The organism is Oceanobacillus sp. E9 (assembly GCF_001741975.1).
GTDB classification, from domain to species: Bacteria; Bacillota; Bacilli; order Bacillales; family Amphibacillaceae; genus Oceanobacillus; species Oceanobacillus kimchii.
The window spans coordinates 625,078-637,854 of the sequence record NZ_LSNA01000005.1 but is presented as its reverse complement, the minus strand read 5'-3'; the positions used below and the strand labels follow the sequence as shown (position 1 = coordinate 637,854).

General features: G+C 35.7%; 13 protein-coding genes. 9 read left to right on the top strand and 4 right to left on the bottom strand.

The features are described 5' to 3' along the window. Positions 1-27: 27 nt before the first annotated feature. The 3 genes from AQ616_RS19175 (at position 28) to AQ616_RS06885 (ending at position 1,101) form a co-directional block, all read left to right on the top strand. A complete protein-coding gene (locus AQ616_RS19175; RefSeq protein ID WP_017796797.1) occupies positions 28-171 on the top strand; it encodes an FbpB family small basic protein in 144 nt (47 codons plus the stop codon). A gap of 201 nt (positions 172-372) precedes the next feature. Further along, a complete protein-coding gene (locus AQ616_RS06890) occupies positions 373-795 on the top strand; it encodes an acyl-CoA thioesterase (RefSeq protein WP_017796799.1) in 423 nt (140 codons plus the stop codon). A 3-nt stretch (positions 796-798) separates the two neighbouring features. Beyond that, entirely contained in the window at positions 799-1,101 is a 303-nt protein-coding gene (locus AQ616_RS06885; protein WP_017796800.1) for a hypothetical protein, read from the top strand. 249 nt (positions 1,102-1,350) lie between these two features. On the opposite strand, the gene AQ616_RS06880 is transcribed toward AQ616_RS06885, so the two are convergent. The 4 genes from AQ616_RS06880 to plsY all read right to left on the bottom strand — a co-directional run bounded on the left by AQ616_RS06880 (position 1,351) and on the right by plsY (position 3,550). Then, complete coding sequence (locus AQ616_RS06880; protein WP_017796801.1) at positions 1,351-1,644, bottom strand: HesB/YadR/YfhF family protein; 294 nt, start codon at positions 1,642-1,644, stop codon at positions 1,351-1,353. Beyond that, a complete protein-coding gene (yidD, locus tag AQ616_RS06875; RefSeq protein WP_017796802.1) occupies positions 1,634-1,906 on the bottom strand; it encodes a membrane protein insertion efficiency factor YidD in 273 nt (90 codons plus the stop codon). The genes AQ616_RS06880 and yidD overlap by 11 nt, the downstream gene beginning before the upstream one ends. Positions 1,907-1,919: 13 nt before the next feature. Further along, positions 1,920-2,846 (bottom strand): GTP cyclohydrolase FolE2, encoded by a 927-nt coding sequence (gene folE2 / locus AQ616_RS06870; protein WP_017796803.1) that lies wholly within the window; start codon positions 2,844-2,846, stop codon positions 1,920-1,922. A 122-nt stretch (positions 2,847-2,968) separates the two neighbouring features. Then, positions 2,969-3,550, bottom strand: coding sequence for a glycerol-3-phosphate 1-O-acyltransferase PlsY (gene plsY / locus AQ616_RS06865; RefSeq protein WP_017796804.1), 582 nt, complete (start codon positions 3,548-3,550; stop codon positions 2,969-2,971). 160 nt (positions 3,551-3,710) lie between these two features. On the opposite strand from plsY, the gene AQ616_RS06860 reads away from it, so the two are divergent. From AQ616_RS06860 to AQ616_RS06835, 6 genes are all read left to right on the top strand, one after another. Then, complete coding sequence (locus tag AQ616_RS06860; protein ID WP_069685341.1) at positions 3,711-4,778, top strand: ABC transporter ATP-binding protein; 1,068 nt, start codon at positions 3,711-3,713, stop codon at positions 4,776-4,778. Then, positions 4,775-6,301, top strand: coding sequence for an ABC transporter permease/substrate-binding protein (locus AQ616_RS06855; RefSeq protein WP_069685340.1), 1,527 nt, complete (start codon positions 4,775-4,777; stop codon positions 6,299-6,301). The genes AQ616_RS06860 and AQ616_RS06855 overlap by 4 nt, the downstream gene beginning before the upstream one ends. Before the next feature lie 17 nt (positions 6,302-6,318). Next, complete coding sequence (locus AQ616_RS06850) at positions 6,319-6,735, top strand: CoA-binding protein (RefSeq protein WP_069685339.1); 417 nt, start codon at positions 6,319-6,321, stop codon at positions 6,733-6,735. Between the two features lie 268 nt (positions 6,736-7,003). Next, complete coding sequence (gene parE, locus AQ616_RS06845; RefSeq protein ID WP_084822437.1) at positions 7,004-8,959, top strand: DNA topoisomerase IV subunit B; 1,956 nt, start codon at positions 7,004-7,006, stop codon at positions 8,957-8,959. Between the two features lie 58 nt (positions 8,960-9,017). After that, positions 9,018-11,468, top strand: coding sequence for a DNA topoisomerase IV subunit A (gene parC / locus AQ616_RS06840; RefSeq protein WP_069685338.1), 2,451 nt, complete (start codon positions 9,018-9,020; stop codon positions 11,466-11,468). 159 nt (positions 11,469-11,627) lie between these two features. After that, the gene (locus AQ616_RS06835) at positions 11,628-12,770 is read left to right on the top strand and encodes an acyl-CoA dehydrogenase family protein (protein WP_069685337.1); all 1,143 of its coding nucleotides are present in this window, start codon (positions 11,628-11,630) and stop codon (positions 12,768-12,770) included. Positions 12,771-12,777 lie beyond the last annotated feature (7 nt).

The following is a 12,777-nucleotide window of genomic DNA, read 5'->3' as shown; positions in this document are numbered from 1 at the left end:
AATACTTCACAAAAAGGAGGTATTGCCATGTCTTTAAAAAAGAAACTGAATTTTGAAGAATTGGTAGCAGAAAATAGAAAACAAATATTAGCAGATCGTTTAATAATGGAGAAAATTGAACAATCAATGGATCAACGAATGGAACAATCCATTAAGAAAGTACAAGATTAATAAAAGGGGGGCATCCGACAACATAATGTTGGAGCCTTTTTTTATAGAGCAGTCTATTTTATTATTACTATTACCTAATTTTGTATTAAGTGGATTCCTGGCCTGGTTTTTAAAGCAACAAATAGAATAAATGAGTTTAATTATTTCATCTTCCAAATCCGTTGTGATAGGATAATATCAGGATGAATAGGGGGAAGGACATTGTTAACAGTAAAAACACCAATAGAAGTACGTTATCAGGAAACAGATCAAATGGGAGTCGTATATCATGCAAACTACTTAGTTTGGTTTGAAATAGGAAGAACCAAGTATATAGAAGCAATAGGCCTAAAATATAATGATATGGAAAATCATGGGGTAGTTTCACCTGTTATTGATGCAAATATATCTTTTAAAAGACCAATACGCTATGCAGAAGAAACGTATGTTGAAACCTGGTTAGAATCTTATGATGGAGTTCGAACGGTTTATGGCTATAATATCATTAATGAACAAGGGAAAGTAGCTGTAGAAGGAACAACTACACATACAATTGTCAATAAAGAAACATTCCGACCTTTATCCGTTCGCAGGACTTTTCCAGAATGGCATCAAGCATATCAAGAACAATTAGAAGGGGAATAGTTAATGGCTTTTGGCTTAAAGCGAGAAGAACTTCAAAGTTGGAAAGAAAATGTCCGGTCAGGAAAAATTGATTTTTTAACGCATTATTGGTTAGACGATCGTTTTCCCGGGTGTAATACAGTTACAAAAGTAGGCTGCAGCGATCTAAACAAGTTAAAAGCATGGGGAAGAAAGCATGGCCTACAAGATAACTGGATTGATATGAATGAAGAATTTCCTCATTATGATTTGTTTGGAGATTTTCAAATTAAAATTCTGAGAGAAGAAGAACAATGGAATCAAATCCAGAGGTTTAAATTAGAATAGAAAGTTTACCATACCAAAAATCCGAGTTCTTTTTAACAAGAACTCGGATTTTTAAGTAGATCAAATTCATTATAATATATTTTGCATGAAATCCGAATGCTGCTCTATTTGATTTCCATTGCAGTCGGACTTTTTTAGCAGGGAGTTGTTCCAGTAATCCTAAATATAAATATTTAACTATCACTGCATATTTGTTTATAAATGGACCTTGCTAATGGAATCTTAGCAGCATTTTCATTAAAATATTGATTAAGCGTCTGGGTATTCTATTTTCGGTTCGCCGTTTTTGGTATCAAAGGAAACGGAAAGGTTACTATCTTCAAAATACCATGCATCCGATTCTTCTACAAAGAATTGGATATTATCTAAAGTCGTAGAGGCATGCGCATTTTTAGGAGATTCTTCTTTAACACCTAATGAGAATCCAGCAATCCGACCACCGACTCCACCGTACCGTACAAAAAATCGAAGGGATGATTTTTCTGATAAATTTAATTCTTCTTTGTACCAAATTGCTGCTTCTTCCGATACATTAATCTTCATGTCGAACAACTCCTTTTTCTAGCTCATTTTCGTTGTTGTTTTTTTCTTTTTTATCTGGAACAACATCCACTCCACCAGGGTGAAAAGGGTGACATTTACTAATCCTTTTTATAGTTAATATACCACCTTTGAAGGCACCGAAACGTTTGATTGCTTCTAATCCATACTCTGAACAAGTTGGATAAAAACGACAACTAGAAGGAGTGAAGGGGCTAATAGCACTTCGATAAAATTTTATTAGTCCGATAAAAATAAATTTCATGAAATAATCTCCTTTATTCGGAGCTTTTATCATATGTTATTGATGCGATTGCGTCATGCATATGAATGGATTCTTCATTGCGACAAGAAACGTGAAACTTACTCACAAATGGCATCTCATATAAATCTGCTGCAATGAGACGAACCATATCTTCTACAAAGCGTGGGTTCTCATATGCTTGTTCCGTTACCATCTTTTCATCAGTTCTTTTGAGTACAGGGTGGAGTCTTGCACTTGCATTACTTTCTGCAGCTTCTAATAATGCTAATTTCCAATCAATATTATCTTCGTCAAAGTCTTCTATTAAAGTAGCCTCAAGAGTAACATTACCTCTCTGATTATGTGCACTATATTCACTAATTTCCTTTGAACATGGACATAACGTCGTAATCCAAGCTGATAATGAAACTTTTAGGCTGTATCCAGAATCTTTATCGTAGGTAATAGATAATTTAGCATCTGCATGATTCATTCCAGTGGATTGGGATTCTGGACCTTTACGTTCATAAAACCAAGGGAAGGCAACTTCTATAGTTGCATCATTTTGTTCTAATTTTCCAGAAAGCTCTTTTGTGAATCGTTTTAATTCTGATATAGAAATATTCATTCTATTAGAACTATATTCTTGAAGTAACTCCATAAAACGACTCATATTCGTCCCTTTGGACATTGTAGGAATGCTAGATGAAAATTCAAATGTACCAATACTTGTTTGTTCTTTTGGTGCTAAATCACTGTAAATAAGAACAGGATATTTAACATTTGATACTCCGACTGCATCTAGCTTAAATAAAAAGTCTTTTTTGGTATTTTGTAAATCAGCCATTTTATTTTTTTCAATTGGTTTCGTTTTTTCAATTGGTGGTACAGAACCGAATAATTTATGTCGTTCTTCCTTTGGTGGAAGTTGTTTTTTCGGTATTGATTTCATTTGTTGCATGGTGAAACACCCTTTCCTAGCAAAGAAGTGCTGTTTTTGTCGTATGAAGTCAAACATATTGACTAGGGTTTAGTATACTTAATAGAAAACAATTATTCAATTTATCGGTCTTCTATTGCTTTTTACATCCAGCTAATTTTGGGCTCAGTACCGTTCTTAATTCTTTTAATATTTTCTCTGTGACGGTAACAGACGACACTGGATAATAAGAATACTACGATAGAAAGTCCTAAGTCTTGGTAGAAGATTGTAACAAGTAAAGACACTAGTCCTGTAATAATGGAAGAAAGTGATACATATTTCGATAAATACAAGGTTAGTAAAAATGTAGCTACCATTATTACAAATAGTAATGGATACATTCCAAGGATCATTCCTCCAGAAGTCGCTACAGCTTTTCCACCTCTAAATTTTGCAAAGATAGGATACATATGCCCTACTACTGCTAATAGACCAATTGCTAGCACATATACATTGGCATCAAATAATTGTGGCAATACAGTTGCAAGGGTACCCTTTAATATATCTGCCAATGTAACAATTGCTCCGGCTTTTGTTCCTAAAATACGAAAGGTATTCGTTGCACCTAAATTACCACTTCCATGTTCGCGAATATCTATGTTATAGCCTACTTTTCCAACAATTAATGCAGATGGAATAGAGCCTAATAAATATGCAACAAGTCCAAAGATAACATAATCCATTCCTTTTCCTACTTTCCTCATTCAATGTTAGCTTGCAAACGCTCTACCGCTATTTTAGCACGAACTACTAAGATTAAGAACAAAAAATCAAAAATAAATAGTTGATTACGGTGTTTATATTAATTTTAATGGGGGAATATTTAACCGAAGGAGGTAAGAGATGATTACATTTAAAGATATAAAGAAAACATATCCAGATGGTACAACTGCTGTAAGTAATTTTAATTTACAGATTAAACAAGGGGAACTAGTTACTTTAATTGGACCAAGTGGTTGTGGTAAAACAACTACTATGAAAATGATTAATCGACTAATTGATCCTACTGAAGGTTACATATACATAAATGATAAGCCTGTGTCGGATTATTCGATTCATGAACTTCGTTGGAATATCGGCTATGTGCTGCAACAAATTGCATTATTCCCACACATGACAGTTCGAGAAAATGTAGCTATAGTCCCTGAATTAAGAAAATGGAAAAAGAAGAAAATTGATAAGCGCATTGATGAATTATTAACAATGGTTGGGATGGAGCCTGCCATATTTAGAGATAGGTATCCAAGTGAATTATCTGGTGGACAACAACAACGTATTGGTGTGATTAGAGCACTTGCTGCTGATCCAGAGATTATTTTGATGGATGAGCCATTTAGTGCTTTAGATCCAATCAGCAGAGAACAATTACAAGAAGATATATTAAAATTACAAAAAGAAATTAAAAAGACGATTGTTTTTGTTACACATGATATGGACGAAGCCATAAAACTTGCAGATCGGATCTGTTTAATGAAAGACGGAGAAGTTGTTCAAGTTGGCACACCGCAACAATTGATGAAGTCACAGGAAAAATCGTTTGTTCAAGAATTTATGGGAGATTATCAGTCGCCATGGGTTATGAATGTGAAAGAACTTGTTTCGCAAGATTCTAAATATACCATGATTACCGCTCCTACAAACGACTATTCTGAAGTGTTAGGTTTTAAAGTTCTTTTAAATGAAGATTCTATCTTTCAAGGTGTTATTCAAAATGGGAAAGTATTGGAAGAACCGATAACAATACCAGAAAATGCAACGATAGAAGAATCTTCCGCTTTAATGCAAGGTCAAGATCAATCAAGATTCCCTGTACTTGATGAGAATGAAAAACTAGTAGGTATAGTTAGTTCTCAAGCGATTGTTCAATATCTGTATGAACAGGAAAAGAGTCGGGGAGGAATTCCATCATGAATGAATTTATTGAGGTATTTCAAAATCGACAAGAGATGTTTTACCATGCCGTTTGGCAACATCTACAAATATCCTTATTATCTTTAGCAATTGCAATTATAATTGCTGTTCCGATAGGGATTATATTGACCAGATATAAACGTTTAGCAGAACCAATCATTGGTGTATCTGCCGTTTTACAAACCATTCCAAGTCTTGCTGTTTTAGCGTTTTTAATTCCTTTTTACGGTATTGGTACTACCCCAGCAATTATAGCATTAGTACTTTACGGACTATTACCGATATTAAGAAATACGTACACAGGGATTGTTGAAGTGGCCCCTGCACTACGTGAGGCTGCCAGAGGCATGGGAATGAATACAGTAAAGCGCCTGCTTAAGGTGGAATTACCACTGGCAATGCCTGTAATAATGGCAGGAATACGTACGTCAATGGTATTAATTGTTGGTACAACGACAATAGCAGCATTAATTGGTGCTGGAGGACTTGGGGATATAATTTTACTAGGTCTTGATCGAGGTGGAGACATTCCTTTAGTATTACTAGGAGCAATTCCGGCAGCCTTATTAGCAATTATTTTAGATGTTATCTTACGATTGTTTGAAAAGCTATCAAAGAAATATGGAATACAGGCATTCTTGGTTATGCTTGCAGGAGTTATAATTATTTCAGTAGCCCCATTTATATTACAACAAGAAAGAGAACCAGATATAGTAATCGGCGGAAAGTTAGGTGCGGAGCCAGAAATTCTTATGAATATGTATAAGTTACTTATAGAAGAAGAAACAAATCTTCAAGTCGGGTTGGAACCGAACTTGGGAAAGACCCCAATGGTATTTAATGCATTACAACAAGGTAGTATTGACATATATCCTGAATTTACAGGAACAGTTATTGTTTCTCTATTAGATGAACAGGCAGAATCGAATGATTCTCGAGCAGTATATGAACAAGCAAGAGATAGTATAAAGGAAGAATTCAACTTAGAATTATTAGAACCAATGGAGTTTAATAATACGTATGCAGTTGCTGTTACACAGGAGTTAGCAGATCAGTATGATTTAGAAACGATTGGAGATTTAGAAACATACCAGGATAACTTGACAGCAGGTTTTACACTAGAGTTTAATGATCGATATGATGGATATGTAGGCATGCAAGAAGTATATGACATTAACTTCTCTGATGTTAAAACAATGGATCCAGGTTTAAGACAAGGTGCAATAGAAAGTGGAGAAGTGGATGTGATCGATGCTTATGCTACCGATAGTTATATGGTAGACTTAGAATTAATTACACTAGAAGACCCAGAGAATTTATTTCCACCTTATCAAGGTGCACCGCTCATGAGAGAAGATACGTTAGAACAATATCCAGAGTTAGAAGATATATTAAATCAATTAAGTGGAAAAATCACTGATCAAGAGATGCGAGAAATGAACTATTTAGTTGATTACGAAGATGCCTCAGCAAATGATGTAGCGAGAGATTATCTCCTGCAAGAAGGTCTATTGTCTGAATAAAAGAAGGAGGAGAAAACATGACTTGGCAAAATCCAACCAATGAAAAATTAAGCAGTATTTTACAAGCAGCTAAAACGATTGCAGTAGTAGGTTTGTCCAATAATCAAGATAAGACAGCGTATCAAATTTCACAGCGAATGCAACAATTAGGTTATAAAATTATCCCTATAAATCCTACTGTTGATGAAGTGTTAGGTGAAAAAGCTTATCCAACTTTAGCTGAAGTTCCAGAGAAGATAGATATTATTAATGTTTTTAGAAGGCCAGAACATTTACCTGACGTAGCGAAGGATGCCGCAAATACGGACTGTCGAATGTTTTGGGCACAACAAGGGATAGTAAACGAAGATGCTTATCATTTCCTGAAAGATCAAGGGTTCGAAGTGGTTATGGATCTTTGCATAAAGGTTGTTCATTCAGTTTTAGTGAAGTAAAATAAATCATTAAAAAACTGCTTTCCGTACTAGTATAAAAATCTAGTAACGGTAAGCAGTTTTCTATTCAAAGTTAATTTTATTTATTATTTTAAAATGTTATGTGATATGGTTATTCATGCATGAATTTGCCAATTATAGTATACTAAGTAGCATCGTTTACGGTAATATTAATGTAAAAGTGAAATTACATCGAGAGATATTTACAAAAAAGAACAGTTGTTCTAAGATGATTGTTAAGGTAAGTTGGGGAAGGAGAAGATGGCACGTGACTAGTGATTATCAATATTCAGACAGCTCCATACAAGTATTAGAGGGGTTAGATGCTGTTCGTAAAAGGCCAGGTATGTATATCGGGAGTACGGATATACGAGGTCTTCATCACTTAGTGTATGAGATAGTAGATAATGCAGTAGATGAAGCACTTGCTGGCTATGGTAATGAAATTCAAGTAACTTTACATAAAGATGAAAGTGTATCAGTAAAAGATAGTGGGCGAGGAATGCCTACTGGAATGCACCAAACCGGAAAGCCGACTACTGAAGTAATCTTCACTGTACTCCATGCAGGTGGAAAGTTTGGACAAGGAAGTTATAAAACAAGTGGAGGGCTTCATGGTGTTGGTGCTTCAGTAGTAAACGCCTTATCCGAATGGTTAGAAATTACGACGTTTCGTGATGGTTTCCAATATCAACAACGTTTTGAAAATGGTGGTAGACCGGTAACTACACTAGAAAAAAAAGGTTCTACTCGAAAAAAAGGGTCAATTATTCGCTTCAAGCCTGATCCAACTATTTTCTCAACAATTGTTTATAATTACGAAACAATATCCGAACGATTACGTGAGTCTGCCTTTTTATTAAAAGGTCTAAAAATAGAATTAATTGATGAACGAAATGAAAAACATGACGTATATGAATATCCAGAAGGGCTGAAGTCATTCGTAGAATATCTGAATGAAGAAAAGGATTCTTTACACCAAATTGTCTTTATCGAAGGTGAACAACAAGAAATTGAAGTAGAGTTTGCTTTTCAGTTTAATGATGGTTTTGCAGAAAACATGCTTTCATTTGTTAACCATGTGCGTACTCGAGATGGAGGAACACATGAATCGGGAGCTCGTTCGGCTATCACTCGTACGGTTAATGATTATGCGAGAAGGCAAGGCTTATTAAAAGAAAAAGATAAAAATCTGGAAGGTACAGATATACGTGAAGGATTGACAGGGGTTGTTTCTGTTCGTGTACCTGAAGATAAACTTCAATTTGAAGGGCAAACAAAAGGAAAGCTCGGTACAACAGAAGCGAGATCTGCTGTAGATTCTGTTATATCCGAACATCTAAATTACTTTTTAGAAGAAAATCCTGATATCTCTGGAATGCTAATTAAAAAGTCAATTAAAGCAAAAGAAGCACGAGAAGCAGCTCGAAAAGCACGAGAAGAAGCAAGATCAGGAAAAAAAAGGAAACGTAAAGATGCCCTGTTAAGTGGGAAGCTTACACCCGCACAGTCCAGAAACCCAGAAAAAAATGAATTATATCTAGTGGAGGGTGATTCAGCTGGTGGATCAGCAAAACAAGGAAGAGATCGAAAATTTCAAGCTGTTTTACCACTTAGAGGTAAGGTAATCAATACGGAAAAAGCCAAATTGCAAGATGTATTTAAGAATGAAGAAATTTCAACAATTATCCATACGATAGGCGCTGGTGTTGGTGGAGATTTTAATCTTGCTGATGTTCAATATGACAAAATAATCATCATGACTGATGCTGATACAGATGGAGCGCATATTCAAGTATTATTACTTACTTTCTTTTATCGATATATGCGTCCACTTGTTGAAGCAGGAAAAATCTTTATTGCATTACCTCCTTTATTTAAAGTATCCAAAGGAAAAGGGAAACAAGAAAAGATTCGTTATGCATGGGATGAACAAGAATTAAAAGTTGCCATTCAAGAATTAAAACAAGGATATACTATTCAACGCTATAAAGGTCTCGGTGAGATGAATGCTGACCAATTATGGGAAACTACGATGAATCCTAGTTCTAGAACGCTTATCCGAGTGTCTATCGATGATATTGCACGTGCAGAACGTAGGGTAACTACTTTAATGGGTGATAAAGTTGAGCCTCGTAGAAAATGGATAGAAGGACATGTTAAATTTGGACTTGAAGAAGATGCGACTATACTTGAGAACGAAAATATTCATACAGAAGAGTAATGTGCCTGACTTATAGATGAAGGTCCGTTTGAACACGCAATAATAGGGGGGATTCAATTTGTCTCAAACAGAAAAATATCTCGATCTACCTTTAGAAGAAGTAATCGGAGATCGATTCGGTAGATATAGTAAATACATTATTCAAGACCGTGCCCTTCCTGACGCGAGGGATGGGTTGAAACCTGTACAACGACGTATTTTATATGCTATGCATATGGAGAGAAATACACATGATAAACATTTTCGTAAATCAGCTAAGACTGTAGGTACCGTAATTGGTAATTATCATCCACATGGTGATTCTTCTGTTTACGATGCCATGGTTCGATTAAGCCAGGACTGGAAAGTAAGAAATGGATTAATCGAGATGCATGGAAATAATGGAAGTATTGACGGCGATCCACCTGCAGCAATGCGTTACACAGAAGCGCGTCTATCCAGTATTTCTGCAGAGCTATTACGGGATATTGATAAAGAAACAGTAGATTATATACCCAACTTTGATGAAACAACAGATGAACCGGTTGTATTACCATCAAAATTCCCCAATTTACTAGTGAATGGATCTACGGGTATTTCAGCAGGTTACGCTACGGACATACCACCTCATAATCTAGAGGAAGTCATGGATGCGGTAATTTTGAAAATTGATAAACCTGAAGCTTCTATAGATGATTTAATGAAGTTAATGAAAGGACCAGATTTTCCTACTGGTGGAATAATACAAGGGGTCGAAGGAATTCGAAAAGCGTATGAAACAGGACGAGGAAAAGTTATTGTCCGAGGAAAAGCTACTGTAGAAACTATGAAAGGCGGCAGAGAGCAAATTGTCGTCACCGAAATACCATATGAAGTAAATAAGGCTACAATGGTTAAGAAAATGGATGAATTACGTATTGACCGTAAAGTGGAAGGAATCGCTGAAGTTCGCGACGAGACAGACCGAACTGGGTTAAGGGTGGTAATTGAACTCAAAAAAGATGCCAATAGTGAAGGTGTTCTCAACTATTTATATAAAAATACGGATTTACAAATTACGTATCACTTTAATATGGTAGCGATTCAAGATAAAACACCAAAACTATTATCATTACCTTCTTTGCTCGATGCTTATATTGCTCATCAAAAAGAAGTTGTAACAAGACAAACCACCTTTGATCTAAACAAAGCAAATGCACGCGCGCATATCGTAGAAGGGTTAATTAAAGCCATCTCAATACTTGATGAATTGATTGCTACTATTCGTGCATCAAAAGATAAAGGTGACGCGAAAGCACAAATTAAAGCAAAATACGACTTTACAGAAGAACAAGCAGAAGCAATCGTCATGCTCCAATTATATCGTCTAACGAATACTGATATCGTTGAATTAGAAAAAGAAGCAGCTGAATTACAAGAAAAAATCAAAGAATATGAGTCGATCTTAGATAGTGAGAAAAAGCTTTTCCAAACTATCAAAAAAGAGTTACGACAAATTAAAAAGAAATTTGCTGATCCTCGTAGAACAGTTATCGAAGAGAAAATAGAGGAACTAAAAATTAATATTGAAGTAACTGTCGCTAGTGAGGATGTACTTGTTTCAGTGACGCGAGACGGTTATCTAAAAAGAACCAGTTTACGTTCCTATGCTGCTTCAAATGAAGAAGAGTTACCGGTAAAAGACGATGATTATCCTATATCTTTACTAGAAGTAAATACAACGGACAACTTGCTGTTATTTACAAATAAAGGTAAATACATTTTATGTCCTGTTCATGAATTACCAGATATTCGTTGGAAGGATATGGGTCAGCATATTTCTAATATCGTTCCGTTGGATAAAGAAGAATACCTGATTCGGTGCATGCCGGTCCGAGATTTTAAAACAGCTGATGGATATCTGATCTTCTTTACGAAAAACGGTATGGTTAAGCGAAGTGAGTTCCAGTTATATAATGCTCAGCGGAGGTCAAAAGCATTAATTGCTCTAAACCTTAAAGGGGACGATGAAGTTGTTCATGTTAGCCATACCAATGGAAATATGGATGTATTTATCGCTACGTATAAAGGGTATGGGTTATGGTACCATGAGTCAGAAATATCGATAGTCGGACAACGAGCAGCTGGAGTTAAATCAATTTCACTAAAAGACGATGATGAAGTTGTAAATGGACAAGTATTTGATGATTTATCAGAACCATCTTTAACATTAATTACACAACGAGGCTCTTGCAAACGAATGAAATTGAAAGACTTTGAAAAAACTACCCGTGCAAAACGGGGTGTAATGATGCTCCGTGAGCTGAAAAACAAAGCACATCGTGTAAAAGGCTTTTTCGCTTTACAAGATCATGAGGGACAACCGGTTTGTTTCCAGACAGCAAATGGAAGTATCCACGAAATTGTGCCACTAACATTAAAGGCCACAGATCGGTATAACAATGGGTCCTTTATTATTGATACGGATCATGAAGGAGAAGTCATTCATGTATGGAAACAAGCAAATTATGAAAAACCGTTCGATGAATAATTAAATAACTACAAATTTTAGGCAAATGTAGGAAATCTACATTTGCCTATTTCATTCCTTTTGATAAAATAGAATGTAGAATCGAATGTATGATAATTCTTAACCATTTGATTTTTATGACTGAGTAACAGCTTGTTGCTTGAAAAAAGGAGGATGTACATGAATTTTGAGCTTACGAAAGAGCAGATCATGATTCGAAAGATGGTTCGTGATTTTGCAGAAAGCGTTATCCAACCAAGGGCTATCGAAATTGATACGAAAGCTGAATTTCCAGAAGATATCTTTAAACAAATGGGAGAGTTAGGATTACTTGGAATCCCTTTTCCTGAAGAATATGGTGGTTCAGGTGGAAATACGATATCTTATGCACTTGCAGTGGAAGAGATTGGTCGTATTTGTGGAAGTACAGGACTCAGTTATGCTGCTGCAGTCTCCTTAGGTGCAAGTCCAATTTATTATTTCGGAACGGAGCAACAAAAGCTGGATTTTTTGAAACCGCTTGCATCAGGAGAGGGTCTTGGAGCGTTTGGATTAACTGAACCAAATGCTGGATCTGATTCTGGTGGTACAAAAACAACAGCTAAAGTTGATGGTGACGACTATATCATCAATGGGGAAAAATGTTTTATTACAAATGCAAGCTATGCTAAATTCATAACCGTTACTGCAGTAACCGAAATAAATGCTAATGGTCGAAATCGAATTTCAGCAATTTTGGTTCCAACAGATACACCCGGAGTAACTATTACAAGTAATTATGACAAAATGGGAGTTAGAGGATCCGATACAGCAGAAATCGTACTAAATGATGTTCGTGTACCACGTAGTAATTTATTAGGTACAGAGCATAAAGGACATCCTCAATTTCTTCAAACACTAGATGGGGGGAGAATTTCCATAGCAGCATTAGGGGTTGGTATTGCTCAAGCAGCGTTAGATAAGGCATTAGCATATGCAAAGGAACGTAAACAATTTGGAAAATCTATATCTAACTTTCAAGCGATTCAATTTAAGCTTGCAGATATGGCAATGGAAGTAGAACTGGCCCGAAATATGGTATTTAAGGCAGCTTGGCTGAAGGATGAAGGAAAGAACTTCTCTAAAGAAGCTGCGTATGCAAAACTTTTTGCTACAGAAACAGCTACACGTTCAGCTAATCAAGCAATCCAAATTCATGGTGGTTACGGATATATGCGTGAGTATGAAGTAGAAAGATACTTACGTGATGCAAAATTATTAGAGATTGGTGAAGGAACATCTGAGATTCAAAGACTAGTAATTGCTAGACAGTTAGGATGTTAATGTGAGG